21 protein-coding genes are annotated in these 25131 nt (G+C 40.2%); 10 read left to right on the plus strand and 11 right to left on the minus strand.

Annotated elements, in window-relative coordinates:
* Position 1: 1 nt before the first annotated feature.
* The 3 genes from pstB to blp2 all read left to right on the plus strand — a co-directional run bounded on the left by pstB (position 2) and on the right by blp2 (position 4421).
* The gene (pstB, locus tag F909_RS18660; RefSeq protein WP_005145165.1) at positions 2-916 is read left to right on the plus strand and encodes a phosphate ABC transporter ATP-binding protein PstB; all 915 of its coding nucleotides are present in this window, start codon (positions 2-4) and stop codon (positions 914-916) included.
* Between the two features lie 146 nt (positions 917-1062).
* A complete protein-coding gene (gene sohB / locus F909_RS18655; protein WP_005145167.1) occupies positions 1063-2025 on the plus strand; it encodes a protease SohB in 963 nt (320 codons plus the stop codon).
* 251 nt (positions 2026-2276) lie between these two features.
* Positions 2277-4421 (plus strand): Ig-like repeat protein Blp2, encoded by a 2145-nt coding sequence (gene blp2, locus F909_RS18650; protein WP_005145169.1) that lies wholly within the window; start codon positions 2277-2279, stop codon positions 4419-4421.
* Between the two features lie 24 nt (positions 4422-4445).
* On the opposite strand, the gene F909_RS18645 is transcribed toward blp2, so the two are convergent.
* Together F909_RS18645 and F909_RS18640 are read right to left on the minus strand one after the other, a co-directional pair.
* Complete coding sequence (locus tag F909_RS18645; RefSeq protein WP_005145171.1) at positions 4446-5084, minus strand: DUF2238 domain-containing protein; 639 nt, start codon at positions 5082-5084, stop codon at positions 4446-4448.
* A gap of 38 nt (positions 5085-5122) precedes the next feature.
* Positions 5123-5473, minus strand: a complete 351-nt coding sequence (locus tag F909_RS18640) for a hypothetical protein (protein ID WP_005145172.1) — start codon at positions 5471-5473, stop codon at positions 5123-5125.
* Positions 5474-5803: 330 nt separating this feature from the next.
* Between F909_RS18640 and F909_RS18635 the strand changes: the two genes are divergently transcribed.
* Positions 5804-6211: a hypothetical protein gene (locus F909_RS18635; protein ID WP_005145174.1), complete on the plus strand. Its 408-nt coding sequence runs from the start codon at positions 5804-5806 to the stop codon at positions 6209-6211.
* Here the strand turns inward: F909_RS18635 and rsmD are convergent.
* Together rsmD and mrdA are read right to left on the minus strand one after the other, a co-directional pair.
* A complete protein-coding gene (gene rsmD / locus F909_RS18630) occupies positions 6208-6756 on the minus strand; it encodes a 16S rRNA (guanine(966)-N(2))-methyltransferase RsmD (RefSeq protein ID WP_005145177.1) in 549 nt (182 codons plus the stop codon). The two genes, F909_RS18635 and rsmD, sit on opposite strands and share 4 nt — an antisense overlap.
* Positions 6756-8783 (minus strand): penicillin-binding protein 2, encoded by a 2028-nt coding sequence (mrdA, locus tag F909_RS18625; RefSeq protein WP_005145179.1) that lies wholly within the window; start codon positions 8781-8783, stop codon positions 6756-6758. Before mrdA ends, rsmD begins: the two co-directional genes overlap by 1 nt.
* 239 nt (positions 8784-9022) lie before the next feature.
* Between mrdA and F909_RS18620 the strand changes: the two genes are divergently transcribed.
* The 4 genes from F909_RS18620 to F909_RS18605 all read left to right on the plus strand — a co-directional run bounded on the left by F909_RS18620 (position 9023) and on the right by F909_RS18605 (position 11897).
* Entirely contained in the window at positions 9023-9541 is a 519-nt protein-coding gene (locus F909_RS18620) for a hypothetical protein (RefSeq protein ID WP_005145183.1), read from the plus strand.
* Positions 9542-9602: 61 nt separating this feature from the next.
* A complete protein-coding gene (locus F909_RS18615; RefSeq protein WP_005145186.1) occupies positions 9603-10916 on the plus strand; it encodes a DUF445 domain-containing protein in 1314 nt (437 codons plus the stop codon).
* A gap of 83 nt (positions 10917-10999) precedes the next feature.
* A complete protein-coding gene (gene adk, locus F909_RS18610) occupies positions 11000-11653 on the plus strand; it encodes an adenylate kinase (protein WP_005145189.1) in 654 nt (217 codons plus the stop codon).
* Positions 11654-11714: 61 nt separating this feature from the next.
* Positions 11715-11897, plus strand: a complete 183-nt coding sequence (locus F909_RS18605) for a hypothetical protein (protein WP_005145191.1) — start codon at positions 11715-11717, stop codon at positions 11895-11897.
* Here F909_RS18605 and nth read toward each other — a convergent pair.
* Together nth and F909_RS18595 are read right to left on the minus strand one after the other, a co-directional pair.
* Positions 11894-12580, minus strand: coding sequence for an endonuclease III (gene nth, locus F909_RS18600; protein ID WP_005145194.1), 687 nt, complete (start codon positions 12578-12580; stop codon positions 11894-11896). The two genes, F909_RS18605 and nth, sit on opposite strands and share 4 nt — an antisense overlap.
* Positions 12581-13378, minus strand: a complete 798-nt coding sequence (locus F909_RS18595) for an RnfABCDGE type electron transport complex subunit B (RefSeq protein ID WP_005145196.1) — start codon at positions 13376-13378, stop codon at positions 12581-12583. It lies immediately after the preceding gene.
* Positions 13379-13752: 374 nt separating this feature from the next.
* On the opposite strand from F909_RS18595, the gene gdhA reads away from it, so the two are divergent.
* Entirely contained in the window at positions 13753-15099 is a 1347-nt protein-coding gene (gdhA, locus tag F909_RS18590) for an NADP-specific glutamate dehydrogenase (protein WP_005145197.1), read from the plus strand.
* A 90-nt stretch (positions 15100-15189) separates the two neighbouring features.
* Here gdhA and F909_RS18585 read toward each other — a convergent pair whose 3' ends face one another.
* The 5 genes from F909_RS18585 to F909_RS18565 form a co-directional block, all read right to left on the minus strand.
* Entirely contained in the window at positions 15190-16296 is a 1107-nt protein-coding gene (locus F909_RS18585) for an META and DUF4377 domain-containing protein (protein ID WP_005145198.1), read from the minus strand.
* A 190-nt stretch (positions 16297-16486) separates the two neighbouring features.
* Entirely contained in the window at positions 16487-17260 is a 774-nt protein-coding gene (locus F909_RS18580; protein ID WP_005145199.1) for a DODA-type extradiol aromatic ring-opening family dioxygenase, read from the minus strand.
* A gap of 100 nt (positions 17261-17360) precedes the next feature.
* Entirely contained in the window at positions 17361-17840 is a 480-nt protein-coding gene (gene rlmH, locus F909_RS18575) for a 23S rRNA (pseudouridine(1915)-N(3))-methyltransferase RlmH (RefSeq protein ID WP_005145201.1), read from the minus strand.
* Positions 17841-18166: 326 nt separating this feature from the next.
* A complete protein-coding gene (gene lon, locus F909_RS18570) occupies positions 18167-20596 on the minus strand; it encodes an endopeptidase La (RefSeq protein WP_005145202.1) in 2430 nt (809 codons plus the stop codon).
* A 144-nt stretch (positions 20597-20740) separates the two neighbouring features.
* Entirely contained in the window at positions 20741-21328 is a 588-nt protein-coding gene (locus tag F909_RS18565; protein ID WP_005145203.1) for a 5-formyltetrahydrofolate cyclo-ligase, read from the minus strand.
* 483 nt (positions 21329-21811) lie between these two features.
* Here F909_RS18565 and F909_RS18560 point away from each other — a divergent pair.
* On the plus strand, positions 21812-25131 hold a 3320-nt coding region (locus F909_RS18560; protein ID WP_005145204.1), incomplete at its 3' end, for an ESPR-type extended signal peptide-containing protein.

A 25131-nucleotide genomic window follows, 5' to 3' on the forward strand; every position in this document is an offset into this window, starting at 1 on the left:
AATGAATACGATTGATATTATGAACGCCTTAGAAAAGGATAAATCAGTGAATCCACAGCAAAAAGAATTTACGTCATCTGAAGCGCAAGTTCAGCAATCAAATACTGCATTTGTCTCTCAGTTTGAAACGGCTTCATCAAATAAAAAGCCAAAGACAAGTGAAGTGAAAATCAGTACCAAGGATGTTCATGTTTATTATGGTGACTCTGAGGCGATCAAAGGGATTGACCTAGATGTTTACCAGAATGAAGTGATTGCGTTCATTGGCCCATCAGGTTGTGGTAAATCAACTTTCTTACGTACTTTAAATCGTATGAATGACACCATCGATAGCTGCCGTGTGACAGGTAAGGTCACATTAGATAATCAAGATATTTATGATCCAAATCTTGATGTAGTGTTATTACGCGCACAAGTCGGTATGGTCTTCCAAAAGCCAAACCCATTCCCAAAATCAATTTTTGACAATGTTGCTTATGGTCCTAAATTACATGGTCTGGCACGTGATAAATATGATTTAGAAGAAATTGTTGAAAATAGTTTGCGTAAAGCAGGCTTATGGGATGAAGTAAAAGATCGTCTTAGCCAACCAGGTACAGGCTTATCAGGTGGTCAGCAACAACGTTTATGTATCGCACGTACCATTGCGGTGAGTCCAGAAGTGATCTTGATGGATGAGCCATGTTCGGCACTCGATCCAATTGCAACTGCAAAAATTGAAGAGTTGATCTCAGAGTTGTCAGAACAATTCACCATTGCAATCGTAACCCACTCCATGCAGCAAGCAGCGCGTGTCTCTGACCGTACCGCTTACTTCCACTTGGGTGACTTGATTGAAGTGAACTCGACTGAAAAAGTCTTTACTCAACCTGATCATCAATTGACTGAAGCTTATATTACAGGCCGTTTTGGCTAATTCTTACGGTGACAGAAAAAAGGGTCTTCGGGCTCTTTTTTTATATATAAATGAAAATGAATCTATTTTGCAAAATCGCTATTGAATTTTTATTGATCAGACCACATCTTAGATCAATAACGCCGAACTTATAGAGCACATACTTCATGTTATTCCATTTACCTAAGTTTCCTGCTGAAATTCGTATTAGTCATTTAAATGCGCGTGTGAATGAACAAAGAAAAAGAATTGCGCAAACGACAGCATCTCGTTTGGAGTTATTGCAACTTGTTCAACAACTTGGCAAAGAAGCCAAGATCCGTAAAAAGAATGATCAAAAAATCTATGTCCTCGACTTTAAAGGGGATGTTCAAGCCTCTGCGGTAGATACCATTCGAGAAGAAATTACCCTAATTCTAGCGACTGCTAAAGCAGGGCATGACCGTGTCGTGGTCCGTTTAGAAAGTCCAGGTGGCATGGTGCATGGTTATGGTCTTGCAGCGGCTCAATTGGTACGTTTACGCGATGCCGGTTTTAACGTCACCATCTGCGTCGATAAAGTCGCAGCGAGTGGTGGATATATGATGGCATGTATTGCCAGCGAAATTATTTCTGCGCCGTTTGCTGTGGTGGGTTCGATTGGTGTGGTTGCACAAGTACCCAACTTTAATCGTTTGTTAAAGCAACATAATGTTGATTTTGAATTATATACCGCAGGTGAATATAAGCGTACCGTCACCATGTTTGGTGAAAATACACCAGAAGGTAAGGCAAAGTTTGAAGAAGAATTGCAGCAAACACATTCTTTATTTAAACACTTTGTTGAGAAATATCGCCCACAACTGGATATTACAAAAGTAGCAACAGGCGAGCATTGGTATGGTGAAGATGCACGTGAGCTGAACTTGGTTGATAAGTTACAAACCTCAGATGAGTATTTATTAAGCCTGTTACCAAAGCATGATATTTATGTGATTAATACCCGTAAACGTCCAACATTTGGAGAAAAATTGGGCTTACAAGCTGCACAAATGGCAGAGAGTCTCATTCCAACCGTATTAGGTAAAATTACCGATACTCTTGCCAAAGCCAATAGCACTTTGGTGCAAATGCGTGATCCTAAATTTTAAGCATTTGGATTCAACTGTTCTGTTAAAAAAACCAGCCTATATGGCTGGTTTTTCTTAGCTATGTTTTTGATTTTGATTATAGATAGGAGTTGGTTTTAAACATTTGGTCAATTTAACAAACATGACAAAACTTCTGATAGAAGAGATTGTAGTCATATCAATCATTTGATATTTTATTTGCAAGATGAATTACTTAATTATTCATTAATCTAAAAATTATTTAAAAATATAATTGATAAGTGAGCATAAGAATGACAAGAGTCGTTGTTTTTTCGAAGAAAAACTCGAATATTCTACAGGATGCCCAACTAAAAAGTGTGGTTTTAGACCAACCTTCAATTGTGCAAATTGGTGTAAATCAGGCGGAGATTAAGTCAATTATCAAACAAGGGAATGATCTTGTCATAACACTAAAAAACGGTGAGAAAATTATTCTCAGCGATTTCTATACCGATACTAATCTAACGGAACATACCTTGGCCATTTCTAAAGCAGATGGTTCCTATGCAGTTGCTGAATTTGATGATTCAGGCAAATTTGTACGTTATGCACCAGCCACATCACTGGCGCAATTTGCCTATACCGAGCCAGTTGCACAAGCGATGCCTGTTCAAAGCAGTGACAATGATCTAGGGATAAGTAAATCACAATTATGGAAAGTCGGCTTAGCTGCTTTGGTCGCGGAAGGGACATATTTGTGGGTCGTCAAAGATGACAATAAAGATGAAAAAAATAAGAGTGATATTCAGCCAATAGATATCACTCCACCCGCAATTAAAGCCACAATAGCAACGGATGATTCGCAAACAATAACTGTAAAAACAGAGGCAAATGTTAGAATTGAAATTAAAGATTCAACTGGGAAAATACTTGCTACGGGACAAGCGGATGCTCAAGGAAATTATACCTTTAAATTATCCCAGCCTTTGCCAGCAGGTGAAAAAGTTACGGTAACGGCAACTGACAGTGCTGGAAATGCAACTAAGAGTGAAGTTATTGGAAATAAAGATGTGACCGCACCTGATGCACCAATGGCACAATTGAATGCAGATGGTACGATTGTCTCTGGTAAGACTGAAGCGAATGCTAAAGTGTCGGTTTACGATGCTGATGGAAAATTACTTGGTACGGTTACCGCAAATAAAGAAGGTCTATATTCAATTAAAGTTTCTCCACCCTTAACCAATGACAAGGGAGGAACGGTGATTGCTGAAGATGCAGCAGGGAATAAATCTACTCCGTCGAAAGTCATTGCTGGAAAAGATACATTACCCCCTGACCAACCTTTAGTTGAGGTAAATAAAGAAGGGACTTCTATTCAAGGACGTGCTGAAGCCAACAGCAAAGTACAGATAAAAGATGCTGATGGAAAAGTGATCGGCAGTGGAACTGTAGATGCGCAAGGCAAATTTCAAATTACGCTTTCACACGCATTAACTGCAGATAAAAAAGCATCGATTATTATTGAGGATGCAGCAGGTAATAGTTCTAAGCCACTTGAGATTACTGCAGGCAAAGATACCATTGCACCAGATAAAGCTTTAGTACAGATCAACGCGGCGGGTGACTCTGTTACAGGGACTGCCGAAGCCAACAGTAAGGTGGAAATTAGAAGTGCTAATGGAAAGACTGTGTTGGGTACAGGCACTGCGGATGCTGAAGGAAAATTTACGATTACACTATCACCTGTTTTGACGGATAAAAATATCGGCAAAGTTTATGTCGTTGATGCGGCAGGTAATCGCTCCGAGGCAACGGATGTAATTGGTACCAAAGACACTATTGCCCCAAATAGTCCAGTTCTGCAAAAAGTCACAGATGATGTCGGTGCGGTAAAAGGGATCATTGCAGCGGGGAGTGATACTGATGACAGTAAACCAAAGTTAGAGGGTATGGGCGAAGCAAAAGCTGTACTGACCATCTATGATAATGGGCAACCTATAGGGACTGTCACCGTAGGTGATAATGGAAACTGGAGTTTTGAAATTGCCAAAGACTTAGGATTAGGGCTACATAAAATTACTTTGACTCAGACTGATGCTGCTGGAAATATTAGCGAAGTGAGTAGTGCTTTTAGCTTTAATGTAGTGGCTCCTGCGGCGAAAGCCTCTTTGGTGGATTCAATTGATTTAGATGCTTTGCAAGCCAATCAAATCGAGCCGCCAGTCAATGAATCTGCAACGGCTGAAAAGTTAGGTGTAAATGAGTTGCTCACGCCTTCTAGCCAAACCTCAAACCAGCTGGATGAGGTTTTGAATCAATTGCTTGTTGGCCAAACGCCTGCAACAGTAGTGAGCATTTCAGGTAGTTCTGATTCAACCAATCTTGATTATGCACAAAGTATTAAAGCTGATCCATTAGATCAGCTTGCTGTGTTGCAACACTCTATTATTTAATAGATATTCTGAACAATAGAACGCTTATTTTTGAATAAGCGTTTTTTCTTTGATGAGTTGGATAAAACCAATCAGAATTGCTCCAACTGTAGCGAGGAACATGTCTTTATGAGCATCCCAAATATCACCTTGTTGGCCATTATAGTTCTCTGCATCTTCAGGTGATAAGCTGATGGCAATCCACCATTCGATCAATTCATAGAACATACTCGATGCCATGACAAATTGAATAACAAGTAAGAATAAGGTAAATGGTTTGGCAGAGGGTAACCAGACTTGAAAACAACGATAAAAGAACGGATAGAGCAGTAAACCATAAGCAAAATGAACCAGCCGATCATACATATTGCGTGACCAGCCCATAGTTTGATTAAGATCAAAGTGAAACAGATGTTCAATCCATTCATTATATGGAACATATGAATAGAGAAAATGTGCACCTAGAATATGAATCAAAAGAAAACCAAGGTAGAGGCAAAAACTATAAAAATTAATGCCGATCTTCTTCATGACGACAATTAAGGCAATCAGCATCAATGCTGTACCGGCTTGATGTAATAAATAAGATTCAAATTCAAGCGGTTCAATACTTGCTAGCGCGACGATCAGTAGCAGAATAGCCAGTGCAATATAATGTTTTAAAGTCAGTTGTTTTTCGATCATGCTGTATCCTAAATACAGTCAGGCAAATGTTATTGATCTTACTCGGTTGTTCCTAAAGCGATTGTTTCTTTAGTTGCAGAGATACCGCCGAGTGCCTGACAAGCTTGTTTATATAATTGATATTTTTGTTGTACAACTTCATCAAGTGGAATGTCAAAGAGATCTTCACCATTTTTATATTGTTCAATATAGTTTGCGGCTTTCTCTTTATTGGCTGCCAATGACTGTTGATAAAAATTTGACATAGAAGAGGTGGCTAACTCATTGGATTCAATATTATTACATTGAAAACTCTGTAGCACTTTTTCAGCGCGTTTTACTTCATTTGATTTTCCAAAGATGCAACCTGTTAAGCTCACGGTGGCAATGAGTAAGTACAAAAGCTTCATGATCAATAAAGTAGAATTTTAAAGGACGTATTATTGTATATATGATTCATTTTATAAATTCATTATTTATGTCTAACACGATAAAATTTAATCTTTTTTCAATGTGATGATTTTATTGGACAAAAAATAAATAAGATAATTATGCAAAATAGGAAATTGAGCAGAGCGAAATCGGTGCTCGTTTATCTTTACTTGATGTTGCAAATCGTCATTGTTGGCGAAAATGAGAGGAGCGCATGGATACCTTAGAGAAGGTAAAATATTCAATCGGTTGATATAAAATGATTTTTAACGTTATGCTAAAGAGGGTGGGCATCAAAACAACGAGTTATGTACATTAAGCACATTTTTTTATTCTGTTTTCTAGTTAGTTTATCACTTGGGTCTTATGCGGATGACTATGATTTTTTTGCAGAGTATGAGCCAGAAGACACAGAACAAATGTTTGATTCAGCCTATCCACAGACCAAAACAGAATATTCTGTTCTGCATAATATGTTTTTTCAGAATGAACGTTGGCGCGTCTATAACTATACAGCGTATCAAACCAATCAGTTTAATCATAAAATGCTGACGGGGGACACCACCAGTCTTTCACTGGATGATTTCTCGATTTCAGTGGGCTACGGCATGATGTATCAGTTGAACCAGACCAACCGAATAGGTTATGAATATCTATCCAGTTTCCCCTTTGATCGGGGGCAATTAATTCGATTTTTCTGGTTACGTATTTTTTAACTGGTTTTTTGATATAACCCAGCTCGTACGATCCCTGCTTTGGTTTCTTTAATTTTCTGCCATGTACTTGGCAATTTCAGTTGAGATAAGTCTCGATCTGCTTCGACATAGATAAAGGCATTGTTGCTGATCATCGGGTCAGCGAGTTCGGCAAGTTCTTGCCATAAATCCAGACTATAAGGTGGGTCGAGAAATACCAGATCAAACGCCGTGTTTAACTGCTTTAATATTTGCTGTGCTGTAGCAACATGTAATTGGCAATTCTCAGCTTTTAACAGTTGAATATTGTCTTTTAAAAAGCGTGCTTGGGTTTGATTCGGTTCAATCATCACAACATTGGCCGCACCACGAGAAAGGGCTTCAAACCCCAACGCGCCTGAGCCTGTGCATAAGTCTAGGACCTGTGCATTTTGAATATCCCACATCAACCAATTGAATAAGGTTTCACGGACACGGTCCGGGGTGGGACGTAAGCCATCGATACTTGCAAAGGGCAGAGTACGACGCTTCCATTCACCACCAATAATACGTAATTGATTTTTCATTACTCAGTCACTCCATCTGCAGGTTGAGGTGCAGCGGCTGCAACAGGAGAGGAGGCCGCAGGTGTGGTTGCTACAGGGCTTGATGCTGGTGTCGCATTTTGTGCTGCCGAATTTGCCACAGATAACTCACCTGGCTTAATTCCAGCAGTCATCAAACCGCCACTTACTTGATGGCTAGCTGGGCGAAGCGGATTCTTTTTACGAGTCACGAGCCAATAATCGAAGATTGGACGCGCAATTTGTGCAGCTGAGCCACCATGCTTACCATTTTCCCAAACTACTGCGATCGCAATTTCTGGATTATCTGCAGGTGCAAAGCCTACAAATAGACCATGGTCCCATTGTCGAGATGAAAGTGCTGATTCGTTATAGCGTTTACCTTGGGCAATACTTTTAACTTGTGCTGTTCCTGTTTTACCTGCAATTGAATATTGTAAGCCACCCTTAATGCCACGTCCCGTACCTGATTGAATCACGTCTACCATTGCATCATGCATATTGGTCCAGTCTTGTTCTGTCCCGTTAAACTGGATTTTGCCATCAGGCGCATTATGTACAGCAAACTTTTTGGCGCCTTTGGTTTCTCTTAATACATGCGGCGTAACATGTGAGCCTTTATTGGCGGTAATCGCGGTGGCCATAGCCAATTGTAATGGCGTTGCGGTAAATGCACCTTGACCAATACTGACAGAAATAGTTTCACCTTTTAGCCATTTTGATTTACGCGTACGCATTTTCCATTCTGGGCTTGGGTACAGACCAGTACTTTCACTTGGTAAGTCGACCCCGGTTTTTTCACCAAAGCCAAATTGGCGCATCCAGTCATTCATTTTTTCAATGCCCATGCGATAGGACAGGACATAGAAATACGTATCACAGGACACAATTTGTGCTTTATGCATATTGACTGAACCATGACCACTTTTCTTATGGTCGCGGAAGCGGTGACTATCACCTGGCAGTGAGAAATAACCAGGATCAGAGATCGCTGTACTCCAGTCGACAAGGCCATAATGAATACCGCCTAAACCAAACATTGGTTTAATGGTAGAACCTGGCGGATAAGCTCCCTGAACCGCGCGGTTATAAAGCGGTTGATCAAGGTTGTCACGCAGGCCGCTATAATCTTTAGAGCTAATCCCTGTAACGAAGAGATTTGGATTAAAACTTGGGCTAGACACGAGTGCGAGGATTTCTCCTGTACGTGGGTCCATCGCTACAATTGCACCACGACGATCTGCCAATTGTTTTGCCGCAATGGTTTGTAGACCATAATCAAGCGATAAATATAGATCATTTCCACGTGCTGGATTCTGACGACCTAAATTACGCAATACATTACCGTGCGCATCAGCTTCGACAGATTCATAGCCAGGGATACCATGTAACAGGTCTTCATAGCTTTTTTCGACCCCAATTTTACCAATTAGGTTTGTTCCTGCGTATAAATCCTTATCAATAGACTTGAGTTCTTTATCATTGATACGACCCACATAACCAATCACATGTGCAAACAATTCACCATGTGGATAATAGCGGGTCATTTGGGTTTCAATTTTGACCCCAGGAAAGGCGTATTTCACTTCACTGAATTTGGCAATATCGGCTTCAGTCAAATTTAATTTGATTGCAAGGCGTTCGGTCTTACGAGCCGTTTTGACACGGCTTTTAAAACGATCAACATCATCTTGAGTCAATCCTAAGATTGGGATTAAACGTGTAATGGTGTCGTCAATATCGCTGACATCAGCACGGCTTAAGGTTGCAGTGAAAACAGGATAGTTATCTGCCAATAATACGCCATTACGGTCGTAGATATAGCCACGAGCAGGTGCTAAGGGCTGTAAACGAATTCGGTTCTTATCTGAGGCCGTTGTAAAATCATCGTAATGAACAATCTGTAAATATGCATAACGACAGATCAGTAAAAGTAGAAAAATAGCCACAATCGAAATTGCAAAAAAGATCCGACCCTTATAAATGCGCTTTTCTTGTTGCATGTTTTTTAAAGGAAAGTGCTGTTTCATAGAGTGTCGACTTAATTACAAGATGGAGAGAATACGAAAGCTACGCATTTTAACGTAAGTTGCATGATCATACTGTAGAATTTTCAACAATTCATGCAAATGATAGCGCGACAGCTTTTGACTTTGCAGACATTAAAATTGTATGGTCTTGTATATTAGAAGCAAAATAATTCTGTTAAAGTCACAAACAGTTTGAAATAGGATTTTCCAATACACTCTTAGGGAAAATGGAGAAAATAATGAGAAAAATTTGCCTTTTATTATCGGTTTTAACATTTACAGGCTTAACACATGCGGATGAAAATCCATTTAAGCCCGAACCTAAATTGAAAGACGCAAACGTTTCTACATGGAATGTAGGTGCAGGTTTTACCAAAAAATTATTACACGCCAACCTTGAATGGGTAAATCCATATGGTATTGCCTATGCCAAAGCGGGGGCATTTCTAAATGATGATAATGAACCTGGTGGACAAGTTGGATTTCGTTATCCGTACTATTTAACAGGTACAGATAAAAATGGTTATTACCTTGGTGTTTATGCGGGTCATTTAGACAGTAAGAACTATGGTGGTAAACAAAAGGGCAATTTGGGTGTAGGTGCTGATATTGCTTATGTTTGGCTGAATAGCGAACGTATCAGTACTTTTAGTGTAGGTGCTGGGGTACGTGAAAAAATAGAAGATGGGAATGGCAATACTGTGAAAAAATCAGAGCCAGTTCTTCAGTTTTCTTATACCTTAAGTTTTGGTTTATAAGAGGAAATTAGTGTTCATCCTTTTATAGGCCATCATGTATCAATAATTCAGAGAGTCATGCATGTTTGATTACGTCAATGAATTGTGGCAGATTTTCTTAAATCGACCTGACCATCTGGCAGTCTTAAGTATCATCCCTGTGACCGCCTTTGTAACATGGGCACACGTATGGATGGCATTGAAAATGGTATTTTACCCAATCAACTTTTGGGGATTCCATTTAGGACCATTACCTGTCGGTTGGCAAGGGATTGTGCCACGTAAAGCTGGACGTATTTCAGGCATCATCACTGATAACACTTTATCTAAATTGGGTTCATTGCGAGAGTTTTTAGAAGCAATGGATCCAGAAGATATGGCCATGATCATTGGTGAACAAGTTGGTTTTGAGCTTGAGCATCTGATTGATGAGGTGATGATTGACCGTAATGCAGTACTCTGGGAAAACCTGCCTTATTCAATTAAACGCCGTATCTATGCACAAGCACATAAACAGTTGCCAACAACGCTTCGGGAACTTGTGACTGAGCTGACCATGAACGTCGAGTCACTGGTTGATATGCGTGAAATGGTGGTTAGCCAAATGGAAGGTGACCGTCGTTTAATGGTCCGCATGTTCTTGAAAGTCGGCCAGAAAGAAATTAACTTTATTTGGCATATTAGTGCATTAATCGGGATGTTCTTTGGTATTTTCCAAATGATCGTCTGGTTCGTGGTGCCGTGGCATTGGACTGTACCGTTCTGGGCGGCAATTTGGGGCTTTTTAACCAACTGGATTGCCATCTGGATGGTATTTAATCCGATTGAGCCACATTATATTCGTTACCCGCAGATTTTTCGTCGCACCAAAGACCGTAAGTTTCCTTGGATTGTGCCTGTCTTAAAGATTGGTACTTACAATGTTCAAGGTGCATTTATGAAGCGCCAGGAAGAGGTTTCTGATGTATTTGCCAGTGTGGTGACTGAAGATCTAATCACTCTAAAGTCCATTATGACTGAAATGATGTATGGCAGTAAAAAAGATAAAACCCGTCGTATTGTCAAGCGCCATATTAATGAAATTATGGAAACCCCATTGGTCAGAACCTCATTGCAGCTCTCATTAGGGCCAAGAGAGTATGCTAGACTCAAGACCGACTTGATTGATCGCTCAATTGAAATTACCATGGGACCTGTATGTGACCCAGCTCTGAATGCAAGTCGCGCGCAGAAGATCTTTCAAATGTTTAGAGACCGCATTCGTGAACTAACACCGAAAGAGTTCCAGAACTTATTGCGTCCTGCATTCCAAGAAGATGAGTGGATCTTAATTGTACTCGGTGGTGTGACTGGTTTCTTTGCCGGTTTAATCCACTTATTTGTTGCTTTCTTATAATTAATTTGATGTTGGTTGAGCGATAAGTCTGTATGATATTGCTCAATTTAAGATTTATTGTTTTTAAATGAGGATGTTCTTTTATGCGCATTATTTTACTCGGACCACCTGGGGCAGGCAAAGGTACTCAAGCTCAGTTGATCTGTAAGCGCTACAATATCCCACAAATTTCAACCGGTGATATGCTCCGTGCTGCAATTCGTGAAGGTACTGAACTTGGCTTAAAAGCGAAAAGCGTCATGGAGTCAGGCGGTTTAGTTTCTGATGAACTGATTATTGGCTTGGTTAAAGAACGTATTGCTCAGCCTGATTGTGAAAATGGTTGTATCTTTGACGGTTTCCCACGCACAATTCCACAAGCTGAAGCATTAGAAACAGCAGGGATTAGTATCGATCATGTGATTGAGATTGCTGTACCAGACGAAGAGATTGTGCAGCGTCTTTCTGGTCGTCGTCAGCACCCAGCTTCTGGTCGTGTTTATCACACTGTTTACAATCCACCAAAAGTGGAAGGTAAAGATGACGAAACAGGTGAAGACCTTGTACAACGTCCAGATGACCAAGAAGAAACGATTCGTAAGCGTCTGGGTTCTTACCACAGCGAAACTGAGCAATTGGTTGGCTTTTATCAAGGTCGTGCTGCTTCTGGTGAAAATGCACCGACTTATGACAAGTTAGATGGTTTGCGTGCAATCGAAAACGTTCAAGCTGACCTATTTGCAATCTTAGATAAATAATTTAAGTTGCCGATTTTAAAAGAGCTCTGAATATAGGGCTCTTTTTATTTGGAGAAAACTCATGCTAAAAGTTATTTTGATTTTAGTGGTCATTTTCAGCATCGTTTTACTGTTATTTCTTTTGTATCAAAGTCAGAAAATGCTGCGTCATGTGCAACAGCAACAAGCCTTGGAAAACAGAAAAAATGGCAAAGTACGCCAATTACATCCAAAACTGCAACAGCAAAAAAAACCTCAGGATTAACTGAGGTTTTTTATTGAGATTGGTTTACTTGCGCCAAATTCGAATCGATCTGGCCAGTTACATACATCTGCAACGATACATTCCCCACATTTTGGTTTACGTGCGATGCAGCAATAACGGCCATGTAAGATTAGCCAATGATGGGCATCTATAATAAATTCTTTTGGAATCACTTTAATCAAGCGATCTTCTACCTCTAACACATTTTTCCCAACGGCCAAACCTGTTCGATTACCTACACGGAAAATATGGGTATCGACCGCCATGGTCGGCTGACCAAATGCCGTATTCAGTACCACATTCGCTGTTTTGCGGCCTACACCGGGCAAAGCTTCCAGTTCTTTACGTGTTTCTGGAATTTGACCTTGATATTGATCGACCAAGATTCGGCAGGTTTTAATTACGTTTTCAGCTTTAGAGTTATATAAACCAATGGTTTTGATATATGATTTTAAACCGTCAATTCCAAGGTCTAAAATGGCTTGAGCGGTATTGGCAACAGGATACAGTTTATCCGTGGCTTTGTTGACACTGACATCAGTTGCTTGAGCAGACAGTAAGACTGCTATCAGCAATTCAAAAGGAGAGGAGTAGTTCAATTCTGTTTGTGGATGTGGTCTTTGCTCACGTAAACGTTCAAAAAAGGTCTGGATCTGCTTTTTAGTCATATTTTTTACGGACATTTAGACCTCCTGCAATTCAGTTAAACGTTGTTGTAAAGCAATCAATTGGGCTTGCTTTGATTCGTCAGCACGAACAATGAGTTGTTTTTCGAGTTTTTTAATCTGGGTACGTACTTTTGCAAGTTCGATTGTTGTTTTTGCATCGAGTGTAGTGTTTTCTTGCGGCTTATCCGCCAAGGTTATCACGGGTACATTATGAAGTGCCTGAGAAAATTGAGCGAAGAATTCCACATCGATTTCAGCGCGCACAATGGGCCCTTTACGGCTCAAGCGACGTTTTTCTTCACGTTGGATATGTGCATAATAACGATGTCTTAAATCATCCTGTTCAGTCACACGCTGCATTGTTGTTGGTAAAGGTTTGGTATCTTCGACCAGATCAATGCAATCGACTGGGCAAGGTGGAATACATAACTCACAACCTGTACACAGATCGGTCAAAATGCTGTGCATCAACTTGCCGCTACCAATGATGGCATCTACAGGACAGGCACTGATACATTTGGTACAACCAATACATTCATCTTCACGAATCACCGCTTTAATGCGTTGTGGTCGACCATCTCGCTGAATTTCCCAAACACTGGGTTCTGCTTTGAGTTGTGGGCGCTCTAGCAAGGCTGCTAGTGCATTTGCAACGGGTTGACCACCAGGTACACATTTATTGGCATCTTCACCCTCTGCAATTGATTTTGCGTAAGGTAAGCAGCCATCACGATGTCCACATAAACCACATTGTGTTTGTGGTAACAGTTGGTCAATTTGGACAATAAGTGCGTGTTGTGCAGTTGCGGACATGTATCGAGGATGAAGCAAAAAACTGGGAGCTTAGTATAGCAAATATTGATTTATTACGGCGCAGCAATCGAAAAATATCCAGATAAATGAAACAGCTTTATGCTTAAAAATAGTGCTTTAATTGATTTCTTTTAGTGTGGTTGAGTTTTGGAAACTATTTTATTTTCTATAACAATGTGACTTTTTCCACATTTTTGACCTTTATTTAGTATATAAATAATGAATATTTATTATCTTAAGATTTTGATTTTAATTAATAAAAATAGTTAAGCTTAAAAATAACATTGTGATGAAATAGTAATCTGTATTTAATAGGTGGAAACTCTATTTTGGTGCATTTTTCGCACCAATATAAATCACAAACTCGGGGGTGAATGTTGAAATACAATAGCTTAAATGACTTTCTGGATTATGTTAAAGCTAGAGATCCATATCAACCTGAATTTTTACAAGCGGTCGAAGAAGTCATGACTAGTTTGTGGCCATTCATTGAGAAAAATCCGAAATATGCTCAATATGGTTTATTAGAACGACTGGTTGAACCTGAGCGAGCGATTCAATTTCGGGTATCGTGGATGGATGACCAAGGTCAGACCCATGTCAATCGTGGTTTCCGTGTGCAATACAACTCGGCAATTGGTCCATATAAAGGGGGAATGCGCTTTCATCCTTCTGTGAACTTGTCTATTTTAAAGTTTTTAGGCTTTGAGCAAACATTTAAAAATGCTTTAACGACCTTGCCAATGGGTGGTGGTAAAGGTGGTTCAGATTTTGACCCCAAAGGTAAATCTGAAGCAGAAATCATGCGCTTCTGCCAAGCCTTGATGTTGGAGTTATATCGTCATCTTGGTTCGAATACAGATATCCCTGCTGGAGATATTGGTGTCGGTGGCCGTGAAGTTGGTTATATGACTGGGATGATGAAGAAGTTAAGTAATGATACATCATGCGTATTCACTGGCAAAGGGATTTCATTTGGCGGTTCATTGGCTCGCCCTGAAGCAACAGGTTATGGCACGGTTTATTTTGCTGAAGAAATGCTGAAAACTCGTGGCGATAGTTTTGCCAATAAAACGGTATCGATCTCTGGTTCAGGTAATGTGGCGCAATATGCTGCCGAAAAGGCCATGTTCTTGGGGGCGAAAGTGGTGACCTTGTCGGATTCAAATGGTACGGTCTATTTAAAAAATGGCTTTAGCAAAGCCTTGCTTGATGAAGTAATGGAACTAAAAAATGTTCAACGTGGTCGGATCTCAGAATTCGCATCAAAGCATGGTTTCGAATATTTCGAAGGTCAAACCCCGTGGCATATTCCTGCGGATATTGCTTTGCCGTGTGCAACACAAAATGAGTTAAAAGCTGAAGATGCTGCAACTTTGCTGGCAAATGGCGTGATTTGCGTGGCAGAAGGGGCCAACATGCCATCCACCCTTGAAGCTGTTGAAAAATTTATTGCAGCAAAAATTCTGTATGCGCCAGGTAAAGCATCGAATGCAGGTGGGGTAGCAACCTCAGGTTTGGAAATGTCGCAAAATGCAAATCGTCTGGGTTGGTCTTTTGAACAGGTGGATGAGCGTTTACATGCGATTATGAAAGAGATTCATCGTAATTGTGTTAAGTATGGAACTCAGCAAGATGGCTCAATTAACTATGTTGATGGGGCGAATATTGCAGGCTTTGTAAAAGTTGCTGATGCCATTTTAGCGCAGGGCATTTATTAAAAATCTTACGAATTTCTTCTTTAATAAAGTGGGAATTCCCATAAAAAAATCCGATGACAAAGCATCGGATTTTTTTATTTCTAAATGAAATTATGGTTTTTTCACAATCTCTTGCTCAACAACCATATCGAGTACGTCTGCAATGCTTGATTGGTCAGCAGCAGGGTTTTTAATGTCAAAACGTTTAACACGTACAATCACACGTTGTTGTGGGTTGTGCTCAAAACCTTCGATTTGACCGTAGTACAATGACCAGTTTTTATCTGCATAAGTTTTTAAACCTTTGTCATCATATTTGATTTCACGAACTTGCATACAAGTTTGTGGTGCAACACCTGTGCAAGACTTAGTTTCTGGTGAAATTTCCAAGAAAACAGTTTTGCCTTCAGACTGATATTTTGCTTCAGGTGTCATCTTACCTACGAAAGTATATTTTTGACCTTTGGCATCAGCGATGACTAAAGTTGGTTGTTCTGGGTTGCTTGCATTCACTTCAAAAGCGATTTTACGTTTTTGTAAAAGCTCGCCAGCAAATTGTTCTTGCTTCATTAGCGCAGGATCACAAGCCATTAATGTTGATGCACCATCACCCGTAGTGATCACACCATTTTCAACTTTCCACGATGTATTTAAACGGTTACAACCTGTGTCTACAGATAAACGATCATTCGCCAAGAAGCTTAATACGATTGGACGTTTAGTATCAGCAGGTTGATATGACCATGTGTAATTGGTTAATACATTGCTATTAGCCACTTTTGCACCTGCAAATACATGCTTTTGACCTTTACTATCAGTAACAGTCAAAATTGCTTGACCGTTAACTGTGCTAATTTCAAATGGTACTTTTTTCTCGCTGAAAATATCAGAAGATAAATACTCTTGTTGCATTAAATCATCAGCACAAGCCATCATGGTTGATACAAGTGGTGAAGTGACAATGCTATTGCCTTCAACTTTCCAAGTACCGCCTTGGTTATTACAACCCGTTTGGATTGCAAGTTTTTGGTCAGCGTTAAAAGATAAAACTAAAGGTTTAGATGCTTTAGAACCTTGGTAAGTCCAATTATATTCAGTTAGGTTTTTTGCAGCAGTTGTATTAATTTGAGAAATTACATTATCAGTCACATTTTGCACTGTTTGGCACGCCATTAAAGAAAGTGGAAGTAATGCAAGAACTAAATATTTGATTTTCATATTCAAAACAACAGTAAATAAATAACAGTCATAAGCTTAAAGTATTCTTAAAAAGAGAACATGTCATCCTTTTAGCAATTAAGTTTGTTAAATGTTTCTATTTGTAAATTTTAAGAAAATATAGCAGATTTATAGGCTTGCCGTTATTTTGAGCAAGCCCATTTTATTTTTATGTGATTTAGTTGGATATTTAATCAAAACGGTAAATATCCATGCCTAACGAACCCATCGAGAAGCTGCTATGCACGACGTTGAAGCGATGACCTGTACCCATCGCAAAAAAGAGTGGGGCGAGGTGCTCTAGTGTTGGATGGTTTCGCTGGATATAAGGAAGCGTTGGCCAGTCAAGTACCGCATCGTAGTCTTGATGGGTAAGTTTACTTACAACTGTATTGCGGAAAGTACTGACCCATGTTGGTGTATCGGCATCTGCTTGCCATGATAGTTCAGCAAGATTGTGAGTAATGCTGCCCGAGCCGATCAACAGGATTTGCTGCTCGCGTAACGGAGAAAGAACCTGTCCAATTTTATAGATTTCATCTGCATTCATTTGAATTGGCAGTGAAATCTCAATCACAGGGATGTCTGCATCTGGATACATGTGTAATAGAGGCATCCAGACGCCGTGATCACGCGGACGCGTACTATTTGCATGTGCAGCAATTCCTGCTTCGGCGAATCGCGTAAGAATTTCTTCTGCCAGTTTTGGTGCGCCAGCTGCAGGATAACGAATTTCATATAGCTCAGCAGGAAAGCCACGGAAGTCGTGCCAAGTTTGTGGTCGAGTTGATGTATTGACCTCTAAGGCTTGGCTTTCCCAATGTGCTGACATTACTACAATCGCTTGAGGTTTAGGCAGGTTATTACCCAAGCGATGAAGTGCAGGTCCCACTTGTTCAGGATTAAGGGCAAGCATGGGTGAACCATGGGAAATAAACAATCCGGGTAACGTCTGGAGATCCATAAATAAACACCTGAGAGGGAATACCTCATTATCGTGACAAAACTGGCATCAGAATGACAGCCCTGAAACTTCAACATGTTGTTCTAAAATCAGAACAATTTTAAGCTCGATGGTAAGGATGGTTATGATTAATTGTCATGGCTCGATATAGTTGCTCAATTAGCAAAATACGTACCATGGGGTGAGGCATAGTCAATTTTGAAAGTGACCAATGCCAAGCAGCCGCCTTACGAACCGCATCGGAATGTCCATCAGGGCCACCAATTGCAATCGCAATATCATTGCCTTCAAGCATCCACTGCTTCATGGTATCTGCCAGTTTTTCAGTACTTAATTCACGTCCACCCACTTCTAAAGCAATCAAGGTTTCATTCGATTTGAGTGCATTGAGAATGCTCTCACCTTCAATTTGACAATATTTCAAAATATCTGCTTCTGAGTCATTTTTGCCGCGTTTTGCCATTGGAAGCTCAACGACCTGAGTTTGTACAAAAGGTTGAATACGTTTGAAATAGTCTTCAAATCCAGTCAACACCCAAGCAGGCATTTTTTGACCAATGGTGAGAATGCGGATTTTCATAAGGCATGTGCGATTGAGGAAATGAACAATATTATAAACGCTGTTGTCTCTTCCATGCAGGCAAGTGCGATTTATCTTGTCATAAAAAATACAAAAAACAGCGATAGAGTACTCATAAAAAACGCAGCTCAAAACGCGTATGAGCTGCGATCAAAGTGCCATCCGTCTGGAGTTCGGATGGCGCTAAAATGAGTTCATGAGTCAAATTTAGCCTTTGTTTTTATCGACTCTATTTTATTATGCCGTATGTTGGTTATTTTTCAACCATATTGTGTAACAAAAAAAGAGAGCCGAAGCTCTCTTTTTATTTTCAACTATTTAGCAGATTAGTGACGTGCCGCTTTTGCATCTTCGACTGGTTTCACAATCGGTGTTTTCGGCAAAGGCTTTGGTGTATCCGTCAATGCTAAAGGTAGGATGTCATCAATGCTTTTCACAGCTTTAATTTCTAAGCCTTCTTTGACATTATCTGGAATCTCAGCCAAATCACGAACATTATCTTGTGGAATGAAAACCAGTTTAATTCCACCACGGTGGGCTGCAAGAAGTTTCTCTTTTAAGCCACCAATACGCATCGCACGGCCACCAAGACTTGTTTCACCTGTCATGGCGATATCTGGACGAATCGCAATATCTGTAAATGCCGATACAAGTGCAGTTGTGAGTGCCAAACCAGCAGATGGGCCATCTTTTGGTGTTGCACCTTCAGGTAAGTGAACATGAACATCAGTTTCTTCAAAACGTGATGATTCAATACCGAGTTCATCAGCACGGGTACGTACAACAGTCATTGCTGCGGTAATTGACTCTTTCATTACATCACCGAGTGAACCCGTCGTAATGAATTTACCTTTACCTTTTACAGCTGCAACTTCAATGGTAAGTAATTCACCACCGACAGATGTCCAAGCTAAGCCATTTACACGACCCACTTGTGCTTCATCTTCGGCAATACCAAAGTCAAATTTATGTGGACCTAAGTATTCTGGAAGATTTGCAGAAGTAACGTCAATCTGTAAATTCTTCGACTTTTTACTGACCGCTTCTTTCACAACTTTACGTGCAATTTTTGACACTTCACGTTCTAAACTACGAACACCTGCTTCACGAGTATAACGTTGTACGATGTCACGGATTGCTTCTTCATGAACAGTCAATTCTTTTGCACGTAGACCATTGTTCTTTATTGCTTTTGGAACAAGGTAACGTTCAGCGATATTCACTTTCTCATCTTCGGTATAACCCGGAAGACGAATCACTTCCATACGATCCAGCAAGGCTTCAGGGATATTCATACTGTTTGCTGTACAGATGAACATGACTTCTGAAAGGTCAAGATCAAGATCTAAGTAATGGTCATTGAACTTGCTGTTTTGTGATGGATCAAGTACTTCAAGCAATGCAGAAGCTGGATCGCCACGGTAGTCTTGCGCCATCTTGTCAATTTCGTCGAGCAAGAACAATGGGTTCTTAACACCAACTTTTGTCAACGATTGCACGATTTTACCTGGCATCGCACCGATATAGGTACGACGGTGACCACGAATTTCAGCTTCATCACGTACACCACCCAGTGCCATACGGACAAACTCACGACCTGTTGCTTTTGCCACAGATTCACCAAGAGAGGTTTTACCCACACCCGGAGGACCAACCAAACAGAGGATCGGACCTTTGAGTTTTTTAACACGAGACTGAACAGCCAAATATTCAACAATACGATCTTTTACATCATCTAAGCCGTAATGATCGGTATCTAGAATTTCCTGTGCTTTAGCAAGGTTAATGCTGACTTTGCTCGCTTTATTCCAAGGTGTATCTAAAATCACTTCTAGATAGTTGCGAACAACAGCGGCTTCGCTCGAAGCAGGTTGCATTGCTTTAAGTTTACGAAACTCAGCTTCAGCTTTTTTGCGTACGTGTTCAGGTAAATCTGCTTCTGCAAGACGTTTTTCAATTTCAGCAACGTCATCTTCAGCACCGCCATTCATATCGGAAAGTTCACGTTGAATGACTTTCATTTTTTCATTTAGAAAGTATTCACGTTGGTTCTTTTCCATTTGACGTTTTACACTGTCATGCAACGTTTGCTCAATTTGCTGTTCAGCAGACTGATTCATCAAATAGCTCATTAACTCTTGCAAGTGAGCTTCAAACTCGTCGTGCTCTAAAAACTTTTGTTTTACTTCAATATTTAAAGGCACACGAGTTGCAACGAAGAACATCAATTGCAATAAGTCTTCGATTTTATTTGCTGCTGCAACGAGTTCACGTGCATTACGTAATTTCGCTTCTGCATATTGAGCGAACAGGGTACGTAATTCATTTAAGCGAGTCTCTTGGGTCTCTTGGTCCAAAGGCAATGTCATTGGGCTTAAATGATGCTCAGCTGTTAAGTATTCTTCACCATCAATAATGCGTTCGAGTTTCGAACGATGCAGGCCTTCAATCAGTACTTTGATACAGTTTTCATCATTCTCATGATTCACAACTTGTACGATTTTAGCCACAGTTCCATATTGATAAAGATTATCGTGATCAATTTCTTCTGTGAGCGAATCTTTTTGCGCAACTACAAATACTAAATTGTCACTGTTACGAGCCACATCCACTGCATTGATCGATTTTTCACGACCCACAAATAGCGCGATTTGCATATGTGGATAGACCACAACATCACGTAATGCTAAGAGTGGTAATACACTTGGAACCTGTGGCTCTAAGCTAGTTTCATTGTTTAAAATATATTCAGACATGGGCACTCCTAATGAGTGACAACGGTGTTGCCATGTTTTTTATAGTGATGTGCATTTCAAAAAATACAAGGGGTTTTGATTAGAAAATATAAAAAAAAGACTAAATTACTCAAGATTGATTGCGGAAATAAGAAAAACAGAGTGCTAACGTTTGAAATGATACAACTTTTTAGGACTAAGCAATCCATCCAAAGGTTGATCCCACTTTTGTCTTGATAAGGGGTGATCTACATATTGAAAGTCATGTGCGAGACCAAGACGATAAGGGGAATGCGTCGCCGTCGCGAGTGTCCGATCATAGTAGCCCCCTCCCATACCGATTCGTGTTCCTTCATTATCACAAGCCAATAAAGGCATGATGAGCAAATCTAAGTGTGAAACATGGCGACCGCGACTTGCCATCGGTTCTTTCATGCCAAGTGGATGATGGGAAAAACGTTTATTTAAATATTGTGTTGCGCTTACTCTGATCCAGATCAAATTTTGATTCATATTGCAAATCATGGGCAAATAGACTTGTTTATTCCGTTGAAAACAAAGCTTGATAATTTTATTGGTATGAACTTCACCAAAGGCATCTAGATAAAGGCCAATTTTTTTTGCAGCTTTAAATCGAGGAAAGTGATTAAGTCGAACCAGAACCTGTTGTTCAGCTTTATTTTGCTCATAAATAGAGAGTTGTCTTCTTTTTGAACGAAGTTGTTTTCTTAATGAGTTTAAGGTAGGGCTCATAAGGTTTCAAAACTAATCCTGAATAGAAGCAATCATACTTGATTTATTCAATAAACTCTAAAATCAAAGATCCTGTTATTTATAAGTAAAATTTCAAACTCGTAGATTTATTTGTATTTTTTCTAACAAGTGTAATTTTGATAATTTATTCCAATAATTAATGTGAATTTTAGATATTGAATAATTTTTTATTATTTATTATGGAGTAATTACTCTATCTTTCATGTTCTTTATAAAATAAAACAAAAGCAGAACAAAATAAAACATTTTTATATTTTTGTGATTTAAATCATGTATTTGATTATTTGTTTTGTGTATTAATGTGAGAAATAAGTCTCATATTTTTAATAAAAATATTTACTTAATCTTTACCAATTTACTCGATTTTATTAGCATCCGCGACTCTTTTTTGGCACCGAAACTAAAAATGCTTATTGGCATTTTTAGACCATCAATAACTGTTGTAATGATCTGAGAATTTTTATGAATAAAGTCTATAAAGTGGTTTGGAATGCATCGATTGGCGCATGGGTTGCAACGTCTGAACTTGCAAAAAGTAAAACAAAAACTAAATCTAATGTTCTCAATTTGTCAGCTGCTATTTTAGCTGGGGCAATTAGTTTTTCCCCTGCGGCTTTTGCAGCAACGAATATTGAGGGTGGTACAGGATCTGGAACCTCTATTTCTGGAAATCGATGTGCTGAAGGGGCTGCAAGCACTTCTGGGAACAGGGATATTGCAATTGGATGTGGCGCACAAACTCAAGGAAGTGGTAATTCAAATATCGCAAATCGTCAAAACCCCTACAATAATTCAACGGGTGCATTTGCAGGTGCAATGAAACAAGGGGGTTCAGTCAGCGTTGGTACCGGTTCAACTGTTGAACAGAATTTTGGTACAGCCATTGGTTCTTATGCAACAACGAAAGGTATTGCTGCTGTTGCAATTGGTACAGCCGCACTTTCAACTGGGAATACATCTTTAGCAATTGGTCGCCAATCAGCAGCAACAGCAGATTATGCACAAGCACTTGGTAATGTTGCTGCTGCAACAGGTAAAGGGTCTTTAGCAATTGGTCATTCTGCAACAGCAGAAGGCTATCGCGCAATTGCAATTGGTTCACCTGATATTGAAAATGCAGGTTCAGTAGCGGGCCAAGCAGGTGCTGAATATCAATCAAAAATGGCAACTAAAGCGACAGGTAAAGATTCGATCGCATTTGGTGGTGGTGCGGTTGCAACACAAGAAAACTCGTTAGCGATTGGTGCATTCTCTGAATCTACAGGTGCAAAATCAGTTGCAATTGGTACAGGTGCAAAAGCTAAAAAAGATAATGCGGTTGTTATTGGTGATCAAGCAGAAACAACTTTCGATGGCGGTGTTGCTGTTGGTAAAGGCGCACGTTCAGAAGCTGAAAACAGTATTGCTTTAGGTAAAGATTCAAAAGCAACACAAGCAACGGGAAATAGTTTTTTAACTAAACAAGCTGCGCCAACAGGTGTTTTATCTGTAGGTGATGTTGGTGCTGAACGCCGGATTCAAAATGTAGCAGACGGTGCAGTAGATTCTGATGCTGCAACTGTAGGTCAGTTAAAAGCAGCTCGTACACATTACGTGAGTGTAAATGATAATGGGGTACAGGGCGGTAATTATGAAAATGACGGTGCAAAAGGTCGTAACTCGATTGCTGTAGGCGTAAGCGCAAGTGCGACAGGTCATGATGCCGTTGTGGTTGGGTCACAAGCGAAAGGTGCAGGAGTTGGTGCGGTTTCTGTAGGTAACGCAAGTGAAACCGTGGGTAGTGGTGATGTTGCAATTGGCCGTAATGCTTCAACAAAGGGAGCTGCAGGCACGGCAACAAGCTATAGTAATCAATCGATTGCCATTGGTGATCAGACAAAGGCTGTTGGTGATCAATCCATTGCGATCGGTGCCGATGTGGTTGCGCGTGGTAACTCATCGGTTGCGATTGGTGGAGATGACGTTGATAAAATTGCTCAAGATGCCGAGTTAAGTAAAACCTATACTGAAATTACAGGTGGTGTGCTTAAATCTGGCCGTTATCCAACAACAGAAACCAACCATGGTTCAACAGCGGTTGGTGTTCAAGCTGTGGGTACTGGTGCATTTGCATCAGCATTTGGTATGACATCTAAAGCGACAGGTGATGCGTCATCAGCTTTTGGTGTCATGTCGAATGCCTCTGGTAAAGGTGCTGCGGCATTTGGTGCTGTTTCTCAAGCAACAGGTGATGGCGCGTCAGCGATGGGTATTAACTCAGTTGCTTCTGGTACAAATTCGACTGCAATTGGTTCTGGTAATAAACCAGGTGAAGGTGCAACCGCTACTGGTAATGGTGCGGCTGCTGTTGGTAGTGGTGCGAAAGCAACGGGTGACAGTGCTGCTGCAATTGGTAAAGGGGCTGAGGCAAGCAATGAAAATGCTGCTGCCGTCGGCGGTGGAGCAAAAGCAACAGGTAAGAACTCTGCTGCAATTGGTGGTGGTGCAATTGCAGATCAAGAAAATGCAGTAGCAGTCGGTCAAGGTGCACAATCAATGGTTGTTGGTGGTGTTGCATTAGGTGCGCGTAGCCGAGTTGAAGCTGAAAACAGTGTTGCATTGGGCCAAGATGCTATCGCAACTGAAGCAACAGGAAGTTCATTCCTGACGAATCGCGATGCTTCGATGTCAAATGGTGTGGTTTCTGTTGGTTCCGCTGGCAAAGAGCGCCGTATTACTAATGTTGAAGATGGTTCGGTTGATTCTGATGCAGTTACCGTACGTCAGTTGAAGAACGTTGATACTCGTGTAAATCAAAATACTCAAAATATTAACAATTTAGATCAAAAAATTGATGCTACGAAAACTGATTTAGGTAATCAAATCACCGATACTAACAACAAGTTGGATGATGCGAAAAAAGACTTGGGTAACCAAATTACGGATACCAACAACAAGTTAAATGACACTAAAGATCAGTTAACGACTCAGATCACAGATACCAAGACTGAGTTAAACAACACGATCAACAACAACAAAACAGAACTAAATACCAAGATTGACAACACCAAGACTGAGTTGGAAAACAAAGGTCTAAACTTTGCAGGTAATGCAGGTAAGGACGTTCATCGTAAGTTGGGTGATAAGTTAAATATCGTGGGTGGAGCGGATGCTGCGACAGCGGAAGACAAAACCAGTGGTGAGAACGTCATTACCCGTACCACCGAAGATGGCATCAAGATTGAATTGTTGAAAGATGCGAAGTTCGACAGCATTACCACTGGCGACAGCATATTAAACAACAATGGCTTAACCATTAAAGATGGCCCAAGCATCACCAAAAATGGCATTAATGCAGGTAATAAAGTCATCAGCAATGTTGCAGATGGTAAAGATGGTAAAGATGCAGTCAATGTTGATCAGTTAACCAACGTTAAAGATGGTTTAGATGGCAAGATCACAGATACCAACAACAAGTTAGATGATGCTAAGAAAGATTTAGGTAATCAGATTACTGATACCAATAAGAATCTAGATGATGCGAAAAAAGACTTGGGTAACCAGATCACGAATACTAAAGATCAGTTAACTAATCAGATTACAGATACCAAGACTGAATTAAACAACACGATCAACAACACGATCAACAACACCAAGACTGAGTTGGAAAACAAAGGTCTAAACTTTGCAGGTAATGCAGGTAAGGACGTTCATCGTAAGTTGGGTGATAAGTTAAACATCGTGGGTGGTGCTGATGCTGCGACAGCAGAAGACAAGACCAGCGGTGAGAACGTGATTACCCG

This window comes from Acinetobacter sp. ANC 3929 (assembly GCF_000369405.1).
Lineage (GTDB): Bacteria > Pseudomonadota > Gammaproteobacteria > Pseudomonadales > Moraxellaceae > Acinetobacter.

Coding starts and splice junctions, on each gene's coding strand:
- mrdA (WP_005145179.1), bottom strand. CDS start 8,783: ATGAAACAGCACTTTCCTTTAAAAAACATGCAACAAGAAAAGCGCATT.
- F909_RS18640 (WP_005145172.1), bottom strand. CDS start 5,473: ATGAAGCTTTTGTACTTACTCATTGCCACCGTGAGCTTAACAGGTTGC.
- F909_RS18595 (WP_005145196.1), bottom strand. CDS start 13,378: ATGTCCGCAACTGCACAACACGCACTTATTGTCCAAATTGACCAACTG.
- blp2 (WP_005145169.1), top strand. CDS start 2,277: ATGACAAGAGTCGTTGTTTTTTCGAAGAAAAACTCGAATATTCTACAG.
- gdhA (WP_005145197.1), top strand. CDS start 13,753: ATGTTGAAATACAATAGCTTAAATGACTTTCTGGATTATGTTAAAGCT.
- F909_RS18605 (WP_005145191.1), top strand. CDS start 11,715: ATGCTAAAAGTTATTTTGATTTTAGTGGTCATTTTCAGCATCGTTTTA.
- F909_RS18585 (WP_005145198.1), bottom strand. CDS start 16,296: ATGAAAATCAAATATTTAGTTCTTGCATTACTTCCACTTTCTTTAATG.
- sohB (WP_005145167.1), top strand. CDS start 1,063: ATGTTATTCCATTTACCTAAGTTTCCTGCTGAAATTCGTATTAGTCAT.
- pstB (WP_005145165.1), top strand. CDS start 2: ATGAATACGATTGATATTATGAACGCCTTAGAAAAGGATAAATCAGTG.
- F909_RS18635 (WP_005145174.1), top strand. CDS start 5,804: ATGTACATTAAGCACATTTTTTTATTCTGTTTTCTAGTTAGTTTATCA.
- F909_RS18580 (WP_005145199.1), bottom strand. CDS start 17,260: ATGGATCTCCAGACGTTACCCGGATTGTTTATTTCCCATGGTTCACCC.
- adk (WP_005145189.1), top strand. CDS start 11,000: ATGCGCATTATTTTACTCGGACCACCTGGGGCAGGCAAAGGTACTCAA.
- F909_RS18615 (WP_005145186.1), top strand. CDS start 9,603: ATGTTTGATTACGTCAATGAATTGTGGCAGATTTTCTTAAATCGACCT.
- rlmH (WP_005145201.1), bottom strand. CDS start 17,840: ATGAAAATCCGCATTCTCACCATTGGTCAAAAAATGCCTGCTTGGGTG.
- F909_RS18565 (WP_005145203.1), bottom strand. CDS start 21,328: ATGAGCCCTACCTTAAACTCATTAAGAAAACAACTTCGTTCAAAAAGA.
- lon (WP_005145202.1), bottom strand. CDS start 20,596: ATGTCTGAATATATTTTAAACAATGAAACTAGCTTAGAGCCACAGGTT.
- nth (WP_005145194.1), bottom strand. CDS start 12,580: ATGTCCGTAAAAAATATGACTAAAAAGCAGATCCAGACCTTTTTTGAA.
- rsmD (WP_005145177.1), bottom strand. CDS start 6,756: ATGAAAAATCAATTACGTATTATTGGTGGTGAATGGAAGCGTCGTACT.
- F909_RS18645 (WP_005145171.1), bottom strand. CDS start 5,084: ATGATCGAAAAACAACTGACTTTAAAACATTATATTGCACTGGCTATT.
- F909_RS18620 (WP_005145183.1), top strand. CDS start 9,023: ATGAGAAAAATTTGCCTTTTATTATCGGTTTTAACATTTACAGGCTTA.